At 56.5% G+C, this 17,699-nt stretch carries 16 protein-coding genes; 1 reads left to right on the top strand and 15 read right to left on the bottom strand.

Features of this window, described 5'->3' with window-relative positions; translation table 11 throughout:
• Positions 1–19 precede the first annotated feature (19 nt).
• From RGB73_RS06855 to RGB73_RS06845, 3 genes are all read right to left on the bottom strand, one after another.
• Entirely contained in the window at positions 20–730 is a 711-nt protein-coding gene (locus tag RGB73_RS06855) for an iron-containing redox enzyme family protein (RefSeq protein WP_310770339.1), read from the bottom strand.
• A 117-nt stretch (positions 731–847) separates the two neighbouring features.
• A complete protein-coding gene (locus tag RGB73_RS06850) occupies positions 848–2,263 on the bottom strand; it encodes a hypothetical protein (RefSeq protein WP_310770337.1) in 1,416 nt (471 codons plus the stop codon).
• Complete coding sequence (locus RGB73_RS06845) at positions 2,241–2,993, bottom strand: creatininase family protein (protein ID WP_310770335.1); 753 nt, start codon at positions 2,991–2,993, stop codon at positions 2,241–2,243. Before RGB73_RS06845 ends, RGB73_RS06850 begins: the two co-directional genes overlap by 23 nt.
• 144 nt (positions 2,994–3,137) lie before the next feature.
• On the opposite strand from RGB73_RS06845, the gene yyaC reads away from it, so the two are divergent.
• Positions 3,138–3,737: a spore protease YyaC gene (gene yyaC, locus RGB73_RS06840; RefSeq protein ID WP_310774171.1), complete on the top strand. Its 600-nt coding sequence runs from the start codon at positions 3,138–3,140 to the stop codon at positions 3,735–3,737.
• Here the strand turns inward: yyaC and RGB73_RS06835 are convergent.
• The 12 genes from RGB73_RS06835 to RGB73_RS06780 form a co-directional block, all read right to left on the bottom strand.
• Positions 3,727–5,178, bottom strand: coding sequence for a hypothetical protein (locus RGB73_RS06835; protein WP_310770333.1), 1,452 nt, complete (start codon positions 5,176–5,178; stop codon positions 3,727–3,729). The genes yyaC and RGB73_RS06835 overlap by 11 nt on opposite strands.
• A 267-nt stretch (positions 5,179–5,445) precedes the next feature.
• Positions 5,446–6,417 carry an ABC transporter ATP-binding protein gene (locus RGB73_RS06830; RefSeq protein ID WP_310770331.1) on the bottom strand — a complete coding sequence of 324 codons (972 nt, stop codon included), beginning with the start codon at positions 6,415–6,417 and terminating at the stop codon, positions 5,446–5,448.
• Entirely contained in the window at positions 6,389–7,393 is a 1,005-nt protein-coding gene (locus tag RGB73_RS06825) for an ABC transporter ATP-binding protein (RefSeq protein ID WP_310770329.1), read from the bottom strand. The genes RGB73_RS06830 and RGB73_RS06825 overlap by 29 nt, the downstream gene beginning before the upstream one ends.
• 1 nt (position 7,394) lies before the next feature.
• A complete protein-coding gene (locus tag RGB73_RS06820) occupies positions 7,395–8,543 on the bottom strand; it encodes a M20 peptidase aminoacylase family protein (RefSeq protein ID WP_310770327.1) in 1,149 nt (382 codons plus the stop codon).
• Positions 8,544–8,548: 5 nt separating this feature from the next.
• On the bottom strand, positions 8,549–9,664 hold the full coding sequence (gene menC / locus RGB73_RS06815; protein WP_310770326.1) for an o-succinylbenzoate synthase: 1,116 nt from the start codon (positions 9,662–9,664) through the stop codon (positions 8,549–8,551).
• Positions 9,665–9,694: 30 nt separating this feature from the next.
• The gene (locus tag RGB73_RS06810) at positions 9,695–10,609 is read right to left on the bottom strand and encodes an ABC transporter permease (protein ID WP_310770324.1); all 915 of its coding nucleotides are present in this window, start codon (positions 10,607–10,609) and stop codon (positions 9,695–9,697) included.
• 14 nt (positions 10,610–10,623) lie between these two features.
• A complete protein-coding gene (locus tag RGB73_RS06805) occupies positions 10,624–11,538 on the bottom strand; it encodes an ABC transporter permease (protein WP_310770322.1) in 915 nt (304 codons plus the stop codon).
• A gap of 74 nt (positions 11,539–11,612) precedes the next feature.
• A complete protein-coding gene (locus RGB73_RS06800; protein ID WP_310770320.1) occupies positions 11,613–13,139 on the bottom strand; it encodes an ABC transporter substrate-binding protein in 1,527 nt (508 codons plus the stop codon).
• A gap of 92 nt (positions 13,140–13,231) precedes the next feature.
• On the bottom strand, positions 13,232–14,071 hold the full coding sequence (locus RGB73_RS06795) for a MurR/RpiR family transcriptional regulator (protein ID WP_310770318.1): 840 nt from the start codon (positions 14,069–14,071) through the stop codon (positions 13,232–13,234).
• Between the two features lie 278 nt (positions 14,072–14,349).
• Positions 14,350–15,585, bottom strand: coding sequence for an MDR family MFS transporter (locus RGB73_RS06790; RefSeq protein WP_310770316.1), 1,236 nt, complete (start codon positions 15,583–15,585; stop codon positions 14,350–14,352).
• Positions 15,582–16,511: an ArsR/SmtB family transcription factor gene (locus tag RGB73_RS06785; protein WP_310770314.1), complete on the bottom strand. Its 930-nt coding sequence runs from the start codon at positions 16,509–16,511 to the stop codon at positions 15,582–15,584. Before RGB73_RS06785 ends, RGB73_RS06790 begins: the two co-directional genes overlap by 4 nt.
• Positions 16,512–16,805: 294 nt before the next feature.
• Complete coding sequence (locus RGB73_RS06780; protein WP_310770312.1) at positions 16,806–17,675, bottom strand: LysR family transcriptional regulator; 870 nt, start codon at positions 17,673–17,675, stop codon at positions 16,806–16,808.
• Between the last annotated feature and the right edge of the window lie 24 nt (positions 17,676–17,699).

The following is a 17,699-nucleotide window of genomic DNA, read 5'->3' as shown; positions in this document are numbered from 1 at the left end:
TGTGGCGATGCCATCCGGACTATTCCAGACAAAATTCGCGAGAGATCGCCGCGATGTACATCCTGCGCATTTTCGTCGCTTCCTTCACGATTTCGATGCAGCGCTGCTGATCTTCCGGCGTTCTTGCGTATTCCAGAACGATCTGGTAGCCGCGTTCGCCGTGAATTTCATCGGAGACGATGTGCAGGTCGAAAAATTCCACTTCCTCGTCAGTGAAGCCGTATTTCTCGCGGAGAGTCGGGGTCTGTCTGCGATAGATCGCCGGCACTTGGGATTCCAGACCGACGACCAGCGCCGCCGTGGCGAACAGGAAGTTTTCCCGGAACGCCATCCGGTAGCACCACGACTGCAGGCCGATCGTCTCCGGCAGGAGGTGCTGCATCGATTCGATGCGCTCGCGGGTCGTGCCGCAGGCTTCGCCGAAGCGGATGAGCAAGTCGGTGTGGCGGTCGCCCCCCAGCTCTTCCTCCCACATGTTTTGCAGCAGGAAGTCTCTGGCGTCTTCATGCGGGCAGTTCGCGTAAATGTAGGCGAGATATTCTGCAAAGGGTCCGACGTACGCGTAATGCTGTTCGACCCAGGCAGCAAAGTGTTCCTTTTTCAATTCCCCGTTTGCCCACATGGTCGTGAAAGGCGCTTTTGCAACCGCATTTCCTTCAATCGCTTGCTCCAGTGCGTGACGGAATTCTTCTTTGCTCATCAATGTGGGTTTCGTCAACGTTTCTGCCATTTCCAAGCACTCCTCTCAAATGGTTAGGTAAGGTGGGTCCATTCGTTGGTTTGTTGTGTATTGTATATTGTATACCAAAATCTTATGAACTCATTATTGCGGATCTGGGCTCGTCTGTCAACTCGTTTTTTTCAGAATAATAAGCAAAATCATCGACAATACCAGATAGACCAGCGTAAACGGCGCATTCCAGTTCGAAATGCGAATGGAGCTCTGCCCGGTCAGATGCGCCATCATCCCAGCCGTCGCATTGTAGGGCCCCATCAGAAAAGCGGTAGCCGCGCCCGTGAGCATCGCGATCGCGATCAGCTCAGCCGGAATTCCCAATGCAGCCGGATTGAGGGATTCAGCAGTCAGAGCCAGCCCCACCGCCGGATGCAGCCCTACGAAAGCAAGAGCAAGCGGAATCAACGGGATCAAAAGCAGGAACAGCTCGGCGCCCATCGCATTTTTCGCCGCCAGGATCCAGCCGTTGATGACATGTCCGGCGCCCGACGTCTGCATCGTGGATATCATGAATCCGGCGCTCAAAAACACGACGAACTGGTCTTTCATCTTGAGGAGCTGTACCGGCAGCACTTCCTTGCTTCGCTGCAAGAACTGGCGCCCCGCTCCAATCAGGACCGACCAAACGAAGGCAAACGGAAAGACCGCCACCGTGACCAGCAGCAAAAAGCTGGCATGCGTAACCGTCTCCGCCAGGGCGATCATGCCGGTAAAAACGAGAATCGCCGCCAGAATATGCGCCGGGTGCCTCGCTGCCTGCTCTGTCCCATCCGGTACGACATTTTGCCTGGCCGCCGCCAGCTCGCTGACCGTCACCGAATCCAGCTGCTTGCGCCTGCGGCTGGCGATCCACCGTCCCATGACCCCATCTACGGCCAGGCCTAGCAGGCTAAACGGGACCATGATCGGCAGGATCGCGCTCCACCGCACCCCCGTCATCTCCACAATGATGCCCACGATCGGGGCGACCGGCGTCCATACGATCGGCATGCTGTACCCGTGCGTGATCGCTCGGCTGATGAACCTCTCCTTTTGCTCGATCGGAAACAGCTCCAGCGATGGGCGGATCGCATGGTACACCATCGGCAGCGTCGCGATGTTCATAAACGAGCTGAGCACATACGACAGACTTGCGGTCATCGCGTAAAGCAGGCCGGATCTCTCGATGCTTTGCTGAATCATCTGCCGGATCCTGCCTGCATAGTGGCCCAGCTCAATCGGCAGAGCGATGAACGGGATGAGAGCGAACAGGCTTAAAATATTCAGCATGTTGCCGAAGCTAGTCACAAAAGAACTCCATGGAGCGCCACTGGCAAAAAGCAGGCACGCTCCGACAAGCAAAAACAAGACACTGATTCCTTGAACGAAGCGAGGGACATAGCGAAATGCGGTGATCACGATCAGGATGCTGAGTACCGATACGATCCCGTGCAAAAGCGCAGACGAATAAAAGGCGGACAGAAGGTAAGCGGCGATGGCTGCCAGGAAGACATACGGACCTGCGCTACAGCAGTTCTTTGACGGCATGAGCCAAACGCTCCAAAGCAGTCTCCACAATCTCCCGTCCGATCTCGTAGCTCGCCTGGGTCGCATCGCCGATACATCCATTGCGCGTCATTTCTTCATAATAGTAAAAGCCTTGCAGCGGGTTGCCTGGGCGCAGCTTCCTCCACCGGCCTTCCTGATAGTCGGCCGCCTCCAGCCGATCCTTGCGCACGAGCTGAGGAGCCAAATACAGCGCTTCCGACACTTCCCGGTCGCAGCTATGGCCGTACAGCTTTGACGTGAGCCGCCGATCCATGACATCCTTGGCGGAGGCGGTCGTTTTCGTATAGTAGATCGTGACATCGAGCTCCCGGGTAAGCATCTCTGTCGCCACTCCGAGCGTAGCCTGATTGCCCCCGTGGGCGTTCAAGATCAGAAACTGCCGGATGCCGTGCTGCTTAAGCGATTTCATCATGTCGCGCAAAATGGCGATGACGGTCGTCGGCTCCAGCGAAATCGTCCCGGGAAAATGCAAATGATGCGGCGACACGCCCATATTGATCGTAGGAGTCATGATCGCTTCCGGATACAGCTTTTCCGTCAGCCGTTTTCCCATCTCTTCGGCCAGTACAGCATCGCAGCTTTCCGCCATATGCGGACCGTGCTGTTCGTGCGCGCCCAACGGGATCACCGCGATCTTTACAGTTCGCAGCGCCTCCTGCACCTCCGGCCACGTCATTTGCGTCAGCAGATAGGCATTCCCCGTACTCATGCAGCCACAACCTTTCGATTACGAATTATGGTATATTGTATACCGTAGAAAGTGTTGAAAATGACAAACACTTTCCCTTTTTCAAGTTTCTCGATTCAATTCCGATCGTTTACAATAACGGTAGGAAGAAAGCAGGTGAATTGCATGCTGCATTACTGCCACTACCTAGAGAAAAAATCGGTGGCTTATTTGGCTGATGCACTAATCCAACATTACACAGCCCATCCCGACTATACCGAGATCGTCGTGGTTTGCATCGGGACGAACCGCTATACCGGCGATTCCCTGGGGCCGATCGTCGGCAGCCAGCTGCTGGAAAAGCTGAAAGGACAGCGCCGCGTGCACATATACGGGACGCTGGAGAACCCGGTGCATGCCCTGAATTTGCAAAAGACGCTCTCCTTGATCTCCCAGAAGCACGGCCGGGCCTACGTGATCGCCGTCGATGCCTGCCTCGGGCAATTTTACAAAATCGGCACGCTTCAGGTCGTGGAAGAGCCATTGCAGCCGGGAGTCAGCCTGGACAAACAGCTGCCTCCCATCGGCCACATCCATATCAAGGGGATCATCAACAACTACGGTCCGCTCAACCACAAGGTTCTGGAGCACACGAGCCTCACCTTCGTCCAGGAGATGGCCGGCGTCATCGCCCGTATCCTGGAGCGAGTCGCGCAAGCCATCGTGCCGCAGCTCGCAGACGAACAAGCGCTGCCCAGGGATAGCAACTCGCAGGCTACCAGATAAACAGGGCAGCGACGGTCGCGATGGACAGTCCCAGGACGACAGGGATGAAGTTTTTGCGCGCCAGCTCGATGACCGACACTCCGGCAAAGCCGGCGACTGCCACCAGCGAGGACCAGGCGATCAGCGTGCCCCCTCCGGACCAAACCGACCCCATCTGCCCGATAGCCGCCAGCGTCGAGGGATCGATGCCCACGGTGGGTCCCAGCGCTCCCGAGAGAGAGCCGGTCAGCGGCAGCCCCGAGAATCCCGAGCCTTCCAAGCCCGCAATGATCCCGATCGCCAGGATCCCAAACGAAGTCAAAAATCCGTTGGCCGGAATCGCGTATTGCACGGACATGACCAGGTCGTACAAAATGGCGGGCGCTGCCGCGCTGTCGCCCAGCGACAAAATGCTTTTCGAAAAATCCGCGTTCCCCAAGAAAAAGAACCCTGCGATCGGAATCACCGGCCCCATCGCTTTGAAGGCAAAGACGAAGCCTTCGGTCAGGTGTTCGCTGATCTTGTCCAAGGCACCGATCTTGGAGAACACCGTACAGGACAGGATCAGCAGGATCACGGCCACGCCGCCTATGAAAGCAGCTCCGTCGCCTCCCTCAAATCCCCCCATGCCCGATCCCCCGAATTTGCTTGCCGCCATCACGACCATGACCGCCAGCATTGACAAAGGTACCAGAACAGAGAAAATTTTGGACCATTTCAGAATATTCGGCGGCAACGTCTCCACTGCGGCCGCCGCCTGTGCAAACTCCGGAGATTCGTCCAGCGTCTGGCGATTTCCGCCTGCGTGCAGGGTAAAGCGCGAATCGGACTTGCGAATGGCCTTGCGGTGCATGAGGTAGGCAGTCGCGATGGACACTCCCCCGGTGATGAGCGACAGCACCATTGCCTTTTCCGCGACCATCGAAGTCGATACCCCTGCTCCTTTTGCACTCAGCATGGGAGCGACCTGCATGATATAGTCGGAGGACAGCGCCATGCCTTGTCCAGCCATCGCCACGGCCATCGCGGCCGCCATCGGTGGGAGTCCGACGCGAAAGGCTGCCGGGAACAGGAGCGCCCCGATGAGAGGAACGGCCGGAGTCGGCCAAAAGAACAAGGAGATCACATACGTGACAGCGGCCAGGACAAAAAAGGCCACGTGCCCGTTGATCATCAGCTTTTGGATCGGCCGGATCATTCTGCGGTCCGCCCCGATGTCCCGCAGCGAAGCCAAGAGCGCCACCATGAAGGTAATGATCAGAAAGATGGTGAACAGCTCCTTGGCCGCCGTCAGATTCGCATTGTACACGGCCTGAAACCCGCTGATCACATCCCCTTTGTACATCCAGCCCACCAAAAACGTGCCGATCAACGACGGAATGACGACGCCACGCCTTAGTAGCATCACGATAATGATCGAGACTGTTACGATTGCGTACACCACGTGCGATAAAGTGATCATCCGCTTCCCCCCTGCTCTTTGAAGTTAGGTCCGTCCAAAAAAATTGTAGCACAAAGTCCCACGCAAAAATAGAGCTTTGGCTTATTGTATACAATAATTTTCTGAATTGATTTGTTATTCACTTTTCTCGTTCTTGATTTACCGCCTTTCTTTACTGGTTATCCTGCAAAAAAAACGGCCGAAAAGAACGATGGTATACCGTTCATTTCGGCTGTTGGTCCTTTTCTTTTTATCGGGCGGCATGGTCCCGCTCCAGAGGATAACCGCTCACTCAGCATGCAGATGGCAGGCGACCCAATGTTGTTGGCCAACGACGGGTGCCAGCTGCGGCCGCGCCGTTTTGCATACTTCCATCGCATGTGGACACCGCGTGTGGAAGGCGCAGCCGCTTGGCGGATTCGCCGGACTCGGCACATCTCCCCTCAGGATGATTCTCTGCGGTTTGGCATCCGGATTCGCTACCGGTGCTGCCGAAAGCAAGGCTTGGGTGTACGGATGCGCCGGCGCGGCATACAGCTCCTCCTTTGGAGCAAGCTCAACCAACCGCCCCAGATACATGACGCCGACCCGATCGCTGATGTGCTTCACGACGCTTAAATCATGCGAAATGAACAGATAGGTCAGATCAAACTGCTCCTGCAAATCCTGCAGCAAATTGAGAATCTGGGACTGAATGGAAACGTCAAGCGCCGATACAGGCTCGTCGGCAACAATCAGGGACGGTCGCAAAATCAGCGAACGCGCGATGCCGATGCGCTGCCGCTGTCCACCACTGAACTCGTGCGGATAGCGATTGGCATAATGTCCGCCCAACCCGACAATTTCCAGGATCTCGTCCACATTTTTCAGCCGTTCCTGCCGGCTCCCGATGCCGTGGATCTCCAACGGTTCCAGCAGGACATCGCGGATCTTCATCCGAGGATCGAGAGAGGCGTACGGATCCTGGAAGACAATCTGCAGCTCCCTGCGGAGAACACGCAGCTCGCTTGTGGAAAGCTTCGTCAAATTTTTATCCTTGTAAATGACATCGCCTCCCGTCGGTTGGACGAGGTGCAGCAGCGCCCGTCCGGTCGTCGACTTCCCGCAGCCGCTCTCTCCGACCAGACCCACTGTCTCTCCCTTTCGGATCGCAAACGATACGCCGTCCACTGCCTTGACGTGCGTCGTCGGCTGAAACCATTTTCCTTTCACGGGAAAGTATTTTTTTAAGTCACGCACTTCCAGCAATGCCTGCTCCATGCTCCTCCCCTCCTTTCTCTGCAAGCCAGCAGCGGCATTTGTGCTCGGATCCAATGCTTCGGAGCGGCGGATTTTCCCGGCACACCTGCTCAGCAAAGTCGCAGCGAGGAGCGAAGCGGCATCCGCTCGGCATCGCGGATGGATGGGGAACCGTCCCGCGAATGGAGCTTAGCCTCCGCTTCTGTTGATCGAGGGAGGGAATGGAAGCCATCAAGCCCTTCGTGTACGGATGCTGCGGATTCTGGAACAGCTCTCGCACAGGAGCTTCTTCGATTACCTGTCCCGCGTACATGACGACGACCCTGTCGCACATCTCCGCTACGACTCCCAAATCGTGCGTGATAAAAACGATCGAGGTGTCTTTCTTTTCCTTTAGTTCCCTCATCAAGTCCAAAATTTGCGCCTGAATCGTCACGTCCAGCGCTGTCGTCGGTTCGTCCGCGATCAGCAGCTTCGGATCGCATGACATCGCCATAGCGATCATGACCCGCTGCCGCATCCCGCCGGACAATTGATGGGGGTATTCCCTGATAATCTCCTCCGCCCGTGGAATCCCTACCATTCTGAGCATCTCGGCCGCCTTTTCCCGCGCTTCCCGTTTGCCCAGTCCGAGATGCAGCCGGATCTGCTCCCCCAGCTGTTCTCCCACCGTATACACCGGATTCAGCGAGGTCATCGGCTCCTGAAAGATCATCGCGATCTCGTTGCCGCGGATTTTTTGCAGGTCGGTTTGCTTCATGTCCGTCAAAATTTGCTCCTGAAACACGATTCGCCCTTCGCTGACTCGCCCGATTCCCTTCGGCAGCAGCCCCATGATCGCCAGGGAGGTGACGCTCTTTCCGCAGCCCGACTCCCCGACGATGCCCAGCGTCTCACCGGCATGCACCCGAAAATCAATGCCGCTGACCGGATGAATGTCTCCTTCTTCCCCGCGAAAGGAAATGTGCAAATTCTCTACCTGGAGGATCGTCTGCATCTTACCCCTCCTCTTCGCCAGCGGCCAGCAATACAGCCGTCGCCAATATTTGTGCGCCTGCTGTCAAGGCCGTTTTGTCGAACTTCATTTCCGGATGATGCAGTCCCGGGTAAAGTCCGCAGCCCAATCCAAGCATGGTCCCGGCCATTTCCGGCTTCTGCTTCGTGTAAAAGTGGAAGTCTTCCCCTCCCGGAGAGATGCAGGGCGAGGCTACATTCTCGGCGCCCAGCACGCGGCTGATCGCATCGCGCATGATCTTTGCCGCGTCATCATTGAAAGTCGCTGCCGGCACTCCTCCCGGAAGGCTCCACTCGATTCGCGATTCCGTCAAGCTGCCTACATGGTAGAAGAGATGTTTCAGCTTTTCCAGCAGCTCATCCATCCCCTCGTTGGTCTGGGCCCGCACATCCAGTTTGAACGTCGCCCGGTCGGGAATGACATTGGACGTCTCGCCGCCCGCTGTAAATTGCGTCATTTTCACGGAAAAGGGGCAGCCCTCTTTCAAGCGGACATTTTGCAGCACTTGTACCAGCAAGGCTGCGGTCTCGATGACGTTTTTGCCGCGCTCGGGGCGTGACGCATGCGCCTGCAGGCCAAAGATCGTCCCGTGAACCGATGCGCTTGCCCCGTGCAGAATGGCAGGGGCTGCCGTTCCGTTTTCGAGCTCCATGATCGGGCGGAGGTGGACACCGAACAGGACGTTGACCCCGTCCAGCGCACCGTCTTTCATCATCTGCAAGGCTCCGCCCACTTTTTCCTCCGCTGGCTGAAAGAGAAAGCGGATGGTCTTTTTCGGTCGAATGCCCGCAGACGCTATAGCCAGTGCCGCATAGAGAACCATCGTACTGTGCCCGTCGTGGCCGCAGGAATGATTGGGCTGCACCTGTCCGTTCACCTCCTGCACCAGGGCGTCCATGTCGGCACGCAGGCCGACGATCCCCTCTTCCTCCCCTGCGATATCTACGGTCAATCCAAAATGGCCGGAATAGGTACGGACAGCGAGTCCCGCTTGCCGCAATCGGGCAGCCAGGTAGCCCGACGTCTTTTCTTCCTGCCAGCTCGGCTCTGCCAGCTGGTGCAGCTCTTCGTACGTCCGGATGATTTCCCTCTGTTTCCCCGCCAGATCGTCACAAACCGCTTGTACGCTCATGTGCCCTACCCTCTCGTGACGACTTTGCTTGCCGTCGTAAATTTCTCGATCTTCTCCCGATCAGGGGCAAAACCGATCCCCGGCGCGTCCGGAACGGTGATCATGCCCTCCGCATCGACCTCCACCCATGGCGAAATAATGTCTTCTTCCCAGTAACGGGACGATCCCGCTGTATCCCCGGGCAGGGTGAAGTTCGGCAAAGCAGTCACGGCCACGTTGTGCGCACGGCCAATTCCTGATTCCAGCATGCCGCCGCACCAGACCGGAATCCCGTGCTGCTGGCACAGATCATGGATCCGTTTCGTTTCCGACAATCCGCCGATGCGCCCCACTTTGATGTTGATGATGCGGGTGCTTCCCAGTTCTATCGCTTTGCGGGCATCCTCGTACGAATGGATGCTCTCGTCCAGACAAATCGGCGTTTTCAATGCCTTTTGCAAAGTGGCATGGTCGATGATGTCGTCGTGCGCAAGCGGCTGCTCGATCATCATCAAATCGAACTCGTCGAGCTGCCGGAGCGTTTCGATATCCGCAAGCGTATAAGCGGAGTTGGCGTCCGCCATCATCGGGATGCTGCCGAATCGCTCCCGCAGCGCGCGAATGACCTGAACGTCCTTGCCCGGGGCAATTTTGATCTTCATCCGGCGATAGCCCAGCTCCAAATGCTTTTCTACGTTGCGGAAGAGATCATTGATGTCCTTTTCGATCCCCAAGCTGACGCCCACTTCGATCTTGTCTTTCGTTCCCCCCAGCGCTTTGGCGAGCGGGATTCCCTGTTCCTTTGCATACAAGTCCCAGTAAGCTGCGTCCAGCGCGGACTTCGCCATGTTGTTGCGGCGGATCGGGGCGAACAGCTCGCTCACTTGATCGGGATGCGCGATGTCGCCCTGCTCGAAAATCTTCGGGACGAGGAAATCCTCGAGCATATGCCACGCCGTACCGACGGTTTCTTCGCTGTAAAAAGGCTGCCCCGAGACGACGCATTCCCCGTATCCGACCAGGTCGGGGGTGTGTGCCTCCACCAGAATAAAATCCCGGACCTGCTGCGTGCCAAAGCTCGTCGTAAACGGAAACTTCAAGCTCATTCTCATTTTTCGCAAAACGATTTTTTCCACTTTCATAGATGGTCCACCCTTTCTTCATCCCGTTATTTAGTCAACCTTCGGATCCAGCATGTCCCGGATCCGGTCGCCGGCGAGGTTGATGCCCAGCACCGTTATCAAAATCGCGATGCCGGGAAGCGTCGCCAGCCACCATGCCGTGGCGATGTATGGCCGCCCTGTGCTCATCATGAAGCCCCAGCTCGGTGTGGGCGAGCTGACGCCAAGCCCGAGAAAGCTGAGAGACGACTCCATCAGGATGGCCCGCGCCATCGCCAGCGTTGCGAGCACAATGACGGATGGGAGACAGTTCGGCAAGAGGTGCCGCCAGATCATCCGCCAATGCTTGCTGCCCAAGGCGTAGCCCGCTTGAATGAATTCCTGTTCACGCAAGCCGATGACATCCCCACGCACCAGTCGGGCGTACTGGGTCCAGTCCGTCAGCCCCAAAACCAATATCATATTCAAGAGGCTCGGTCCCATGACGGCGATCGTAGCCAGGGCAAGCAGGATAAACGGAAACGCCATCATGATATCGACGACAGTGGAAATGGCAAAATCCGTCTTGCCGCGAAAGTACCCGGCCAGGATCCCCAGCGCCGTACCGATCGTCAGGGAAATCACGACGGCAAAAAAGCCAACGGAGAGCGATACGCGCGACCCGTACACGAGACGGGCCCAAACGTCCCGTCCGACCTCATCCGTCCCGAGCCAGTGTTCCCACGATCCCCCTTCCTGCCAGGCAGGCGGCTTCAGCTTGTTGTCCAGATTGACCTCGATCGGATCATGGCTGGTCAATAGCGGTGCTGCAATCGAGATCAGGGTAATGACTACCAGCATGATCAGACCGATGATGCCAATCGGGTTTTTCACGAACTTCCGAACCTTTCGCTTCCATTCGGGCACGGCCGGTCTCGGCGTTTCCGCGGCCGGATGGGGAGCGGTTTGTACCCCAGCGTTGCTCATCACACTCACCTCGCTTAGCCAGATTTGATTTTCGGATTGAGATAGCGATACATCGAGTCGACCCCGAAATTCATGGCAGCCACGATCAAGGCCAAGACAACGACGCATGCCTGTACGAGCGGATAGTCAGCGGTGTAAATGGCCTTGACGACGAGCTGACCGACTCCCGGCCAGGCAAATACCGTTTCTGTCACGACGGCCCCGCCCAGCAGTTTGCCAATCTGAAACCCGATGACGGTAATGATGGGGATTGCCGCATTTTTCAGGGCGTGCTTGTAAATGACCACTTTTTCTCCGAGGCCCTTGGACCGAGCCGTACGGATATAATCTTGCTGCAGCACTTCCAGCATGTTCGAGCGGACGATCCGCAGAGTTGTCGGCGCCACCCAGACGGCGAGCGTAAATGCCGGCATGATCAAATGCTCCCAGCTCCCTCTGCCCGAGACGGGAAGCCAGTGCAGCTTTACTCCAAACAAGAGCATGAGCATGATGCCCGTCCAAAAGATCGGCATGGACTGCCCCAGAAAGACAGCCACGGTCACCAGGTTTTCCGATAAGGAGTTTCGGTTGACGGCAGAGTAAATGCCTAGCGGAATTGCAATCACAATACTCAGCAGCGTGGCAAACAGCGTAAGCTCCAGCGTCGCCGGTATGCGCTCCAGCACGACATCCAGCGAAGGCTGATGAAATTTGAGCGACTCACCGAAATCGCCCTTGACTGCCTGCGCCAAAAACTGGACGTACTGCTCGGACAAAGGTTTGTCGAAGCCCATCTGATGGCGAAACGCATCGACTTCCTCCTGTGTCGCTTCGGGCGGCAGCATCAAGAGCACCGGATCTCCTGATAGATGAATGAGAAAAAACGCGATGCTCGAGATCCCAAACAAAACGAGGACGATCCGCAAACATTGCTTGAGGAAAGATCCCAAATCGGTCTCCTCCTTTCCTTTTTTTCATGGAGGGGGCGCTGTCCCCCTCCGTCTTCGCGTATCAAGCTGCAGCCTTATTCCGTTCTGTCGATCTCATAGGCGTAGATGCGTTCGTCCGCGCGCGGCTGGAATTGCAGCTTGGCATTGTACGCCTGGTTGTCCATCGGCGAGAACAGGAAAATCCACGGCGCTTCCTTGTACAGCAGCTGCTGGGCCTGGCTGTAGAGGGCCTTGCGCTTCTCCTGATCGACGGACGATCTGGCCTCGCCAATGAGCTTGTCCAGCTCCGGCGTGTGAAAGTACTTGCCGTACACGCCCTGGCTGTCGAACATCGGCTGGAGAATGGCATCGGCATCGTAGACGGAATAGCTGCCCCAGTGCCCCAAACGGAACGGCAGGTCACCCGCCCGCTGTTTTTCCACAAACGAGCTCGATTCCGGATAAAACTTGGCTTTCGCCTTGATGCCGACCTTGCTCAAGTCGGAGATCACCGCATCCGTGATCTGCTGCCCGATTCCCGGGGTGAAGTAGTGGAGTTCCGTCTCGAATCCATCTGCATACCCGGCCTCTTTCAGAAGCGCTTTGGCTTTTTCCGGAGAGTATTCGTACGGCTTGATGCTTTCATCGAATCCAAAGTGGGTAGGGTTCACTCCGGCCGGCGTGCGAACCGCCTTGCCGCCCAGCACTTTTCCGATGATTTTATCGATGTCTACGGCATGGTTCATGGCTTGTCTTACACGCACATCGTCAAACGGCTTTTTCTTCGTGTCGAAAGCCATGTAGTAGACCCGCAGCAAAGGAGTCGATGCTACCTTGATGGTTGCATTGCCCTCGATTTGCGCCAGCATGTCAGGCGGCACCATGCGGATGACGTCCACGCCGCCGCTTTGCAGCTCGGCGATTTGGGTCGCGACTTCCGGAATGATGCGGAAGGTTACTTTTCCGATTTTCGGGGCGCCTTTAAAGTAGTTTTCGTTGGCTTCCAGGACGATCTTGTCCCCTTTCACCCACTCGACGAACTTGTACGGGCCTGTCCCGACCGGTTTTTGCGCGAATTCCTGATCCCCGACCTCCTGTACGTACTTCGGCGGAACGATACTGAGATAGAACAGACGGTGCGGAAGCAGGTTGTACGGCTCTTTCGTCTTGATTTCGACGGTATACGGGTCGATCACGTTCACTGCCGCGATCGCACTGATGTTTCCGCGCTGCGGACTTTTCTGTTTTTCGTTCAGGACGCGCTCCAGCGAAAACTTGACGGCGTCCGCATTGAATTCCTCCCCGTTGTGAAAGGTCACGCCCTTGCGAAGCTTGAAGATCCAGGTAAGCTCGTCCTTTTGCTCGTAGCTCTCCGCCAGTCCCGGCTCGATCTTCAAATCGCGGGAGAGGAAGAGCAGCGAGTCAAAGATATGCCAGTTCGTCGTGATGGCATTCGGCTCATTGTGCATGTGCGGATCCATGGTAGGAACGTCCGAGTCGAAAGCGACCACCAGCTCCTTGCTGCCTCCCGTTCCCGACGATGACGATTGCGAACAGCCCGAGAGGCCGATCGCGACTGCCAGCAGGGCGATCCATACAACGGACAACCAACTTTTTTTCATGTGAAGCCCCCTCTTTCTTTTGATGATTTCGAATTTACAGTTTATTTATCTTAAGAAGAAAGGAAGAGTCCCCTCTTCTATGAGATCCCCTGTTATTCCTCGAATACGCCCCAGTTGGAGTACAGCTGCTCCAGCTTTTTCATTCTCGTTTGGGTCTCCTTGCTGTTTTTTTGCTCGATGCCGGCTAACAGCAGATTGAGCAGATGGATCACCGCGGCATTCGAGTAGTGTCCGGATTCGATATTGATGTCGGTCGTAAAGGTGATGTCGGAGATGCGGCTGACGGGCGACAGGAGCCGGTCTGTCGCTGCAATGATTTTTGCCCCCATCCGCTTGCTCGTTTCGGCTACCCGGATCGTCTCTTTCGTATAGCGCGGAAAGGAGATGATCACGACCACCGACTTCTCCGTCAAGCTGATCATGCGCTCCTCCACCTCGCCCGTGAAAGGAATGAGCAGCACATTTTTCCGGATCACGCTCATCATGAAGCTAAACCAATGCGCCGCAGCATAAGACGCGCGATAGCCGACGATGAGCACCTGGTCTGCCTCCATCAGCCAGTCGACAGCCCTCCAGACGTCTTGCTGATTCAGCTGGTGCAGCGTTTGGCGCAAGATCGCGATGTCCCGTTCGATCACGCGCGCGAAGATGTTCGCATCCTCCCCCATCGGCTGTGAAGGCCCGGCAAAACGGGAGCTGCTGTTCTCCAAGACGTGCTGCTGAATCGCCGCCTGCATTTCCGAAAAACCGCGGAACCCCAGCGCGTAGGCGAAGCGAATCACCGTCGTCTCGCTGACCTCCGCTTCCCGTCCGATCTGCACCGCCGTATAAAACGCTACCTTTTCGATATTGGTGAGCAAGTATTCCGCGACTTTCTTTTGCCCCGAGGACAATTGCGCAAACGAATCCTTAACGAGCTGTTCGAATGACATACGCCTACTCCTATCCGACAGAAGAATGAAATCCTTCATATAACTCAATTCGAAGCAGAAATTCCTTCAAGATAACCTATTTATACCATAAGCCGCTGCAAACGCAAATAGCGAAATTTAAATTTTCTGAATAATATTTTTTGCCTCTATCCAGGCCAGTCAGGGATGAGGTCCGCGGTTTTTCTTGCTGAATCAGGCAGAAATTCAGCGAAGATTATACCTTCTGCTTCAAGAAAAAAGGCCGCTTTATCAGCAGCCTTCATCAAGGAAAAACGCCATCAGCCAGCCGCTTGAGCCCTCTTGCCGCTCAGCTGCCGCTTTCTATGAAGATTTCTTCCCAGCCAATAAAAGATCAGACTGACGAGAGCGCACGCCCCCATGGACAGAAACATGATAGGACCGCCATAGGCGGACAAGACCATTCCTCCTGCCCACGGGCCGAGGAAGCTGCCGAGCTCGCTTGCGCTTTGGGCGCCGTAATACGTCCCGCGCATGTTCGCCGGACTGATCTGATCGATCTGGGCGTACTCCGCCGGAACGATCAAAATTTCCCCAAAGGTAAACACGATCATGGCGGCCACCATCCAGCTCCATCCGGCTGAGACGGCAAAACCGACCTCTCCCACTGCCATCAGGGCCGCCCCTGCCGCAATCCGGGAAAACAGGGAATACCGCTCCGCGAACCGGGTCAGGGGAATTTGCAGCAGCAGAACCGTAAAGCCGTTGGCGCTCATCATCACGCCGAACAGTGCTACGCCATCCGCCATCTCCTCCCGCAAATACTGGGACAAGGAGACAGACATTTGGCCATGGACGGTGACCAGCAGGATGCCGCCCACGACAAAAGCGAGCAGCGCGGTATCCCGCCTGAGCACCTCCCACATCTGGCCCAGGGTGGGCTTTCCTTCCTGTACCGTTTCTTCGTGACTGTCTCCCACGGCGTACCGCCTGCAGTAAACGGCGAGCAGGCCCGCGAACAGCACGTAGGAGATCCCCGTCATCATAAAGGCCGTGCCGCTTCCGGCAATTCCGAGAAAAGCCCCGAGCATCGGGCCGATCGCGACACCGAGGTTGACGGCCAGGTAGCGGTTGGAAAAGACGCGAAACCGTTTGTCCTCCGGGGTCAAGTCTCCCATCATGGCTTTGGAGACAGTGCCGTAAAACGAGCTGGCCAGCCCTTTCAAGAGACTGATCAACAGCAGAGCGAGCGGATGCGTGGCCACGACAAACGCGGCAAAGGACAGCGCCATGACGAGCATGGACAAGATCATCAGCCGGCGCCGGCCGAACAGGTCAGACAGCAGACCGCCCAGAAAGCCTCCAACCGTACCCGCCAGCGGCCCCGCTCCGATAATCATCCCGATATACGCGGGTCCAAGCGTCGTCGTCTCGCTCAAATAGATCGCCAAAAACGGCATGCTCATGGCTTGGGTCAGCATGACAAACACCGTTCCGGCCATCAGCAAATGGACCACGGGGTGATACGCCTGCAAGTAACTCCGGATATGCTTCACCTGCGTCCTTCCCCACTTTCCAAAAAATCCCTCAGCAGGCCGGGCAGCCGATCCAGTCCTGTCTCCCGAAGGCTGTACGCGGATACGGTCGTGCTCCCTACGTAATGGGCCCGGACCAAGCCTGCCCGCCGCAGCGCTGTGAGGTGATGATGCACCGTGCTTTTCGCCAGGCCGACCTGTTGTGTCAGCTCACCCAGCGTGCAACGGTTTTGCGCCAGCAAACGCAGGATGTGGAGACGCTTTTCGTCAGCCAGGCACTGCGTGATCGGCAGCAGCGCACGCAGCGGCTCTTCCTGCCCTCCGTCCGCATCTCCTACGGGATAAAGGCAAGTCACAAGACCGCGGTAGAAGTCGAGAATCGATGACGGCGCGCAGTGGTATTGCGGCACGAGCACGATTTGCCGCAAATCGGCCACCGGCTCGATCCAGATGCCGTTCGTGGCCAGATCGACCAGCTCGACGGGAGACATGTGAGCGCTTTGTTCAGCGAGCTGGCTCGCGCTCCTCTCGAGGCCTTCCTTGATGTGCGGCTCGACTTGGGAGAAGTAGTGCTCGTTCCAACGAGTCAGCAGCGCAAGGCTTCTGTCCCGGATTTCTCCCAGATTGAGTGGAATCGTATCGACCCAAGGGGCCAGCCGCTCGTAAATTTCACCAGCCGGAATCTGTCCAAGCCATTTGAGAAACGCGTCTACGGACTGCTTTTCCGGCGACTGGGCGACCAGCAGCACCAGGCGATGCAGCACCTCCCAGCGTTCGTCTGCCAGCTCGGCGGCAAACTCCTTCGGCAGCTTGCTTGTCGCCTCTTCTTTCCAGGTGCTGCCGAGCTGAAACTGTTTTCGTTCCTTTTCGTGGACGTAGGCGTATAGACTGGCGATGCATTCGTACGCAGGATACCATTCGATTTTAATAGAATATACTTTATTCATTCGATCACCATAGAATGTTTTTTGTTTATCTTACCATGAGTCTTCCCTTTCGCCTAGGGGGGAATGTTCTTCATCTGGTTCCACTCCTGAGAACACCCGGCTACGCCACGCCTTTTGACGGAGCCGCGGTACCCTAAGGGCACAAGTCTCGCTATCTCACTGTGTTCGAAGTCTCGCTATGCTGCCCTTATACTCGATAGGAATTAAAAAAGCCGGTCCGGACACTGTGGCGTGCCGGACCGGCTTTCTCCTGGATCGCAAGCATGTGCAATTGTTTGTTTGTCGCGTTGCCCCTTATGCGTGCAGCAGATCAATGAAATCCTGCAGCGATTGGGAGATCCACTTTTTCGGTCGAATGACCATTTGCAGATCGAGCCGAATGTCGGGGTGAGCAAAAGGCAGCGCGGCCAGCTCCCCTCGCTGAATCTCTTCCTGGACGGCCATCTGCGGCAGCAGGGCGATGCCGGATCCAGCCATCAGACAGCGCTTGATCGCCTCGGGGTTCCCCAGCTCCAGCCCGACCCGGTAGGGGATTTTATGTTCCTGCAGCACTCGCTCCAGCATTATGCGGTAGTTGCAGCTCGCTTCCGTCATGATCCATTCCACGTCGTGGAGCTGATCGAGAGCGATGCTGTCTGCCGAAGTCAGCGGATGGCTGGGGCTCGCGAGCAGGACCAACGGCTCTTCCCGGATGTTCACCCATTCCAGGGCCGGGTCGGACGGTTTGCTTTCCAGCAGCAGCCCAATGTCGTAATCGCCTTCCTTCACCTTCTCCAGGATGGATGATTCCCGATCCGGCTGCAGGCGGATCGTCAGCGTCGGGTATTTCTGGCGCAAATGCTGGATCAGAGCAGGGAGAAAGTAGGAAGCCAGCGAGTCGATCGTGCCGATCGTCAAGGTGCCGCCGCCCTGAAGCGTCAGCGTTTCCTTCGACTGCTGGTACAGGCCCAGCATCTGCACCGCGATTTTCAGCAGCTCTTCCCCGGCAGAAGTCAGGCGCAGGCTTTTTCCGGAACGCTCGAACAATTTGACCCCGTACGACTGTTCCAGCTTTTGAATTTGCATCGTGACGCTCGACTGTGCGTACCCGAGCTCGCTCGCTGCCTTGGTGAAGCTCTGATGATACGCAACCTCCCGAAACGTCTGGAAATAAGTGAGATCCATCTCGTCACCACTTCAAAATTTTTG

The sequence above is a fragment of the Brevibacillus brevis genome (genome assembly GCF_031583145.1).
GTDB classification, from domain to species: Bacteria; Bacillota; Bacilli; order Brevibacillales; family Brevibacillaceae; genus Brevibacillus; species Brevibacillus brevis_E.
Note: the sequence above shows the minus strand (reverse complement) of the source record. Positions and strands in the feature narration are given on the sequence as shown.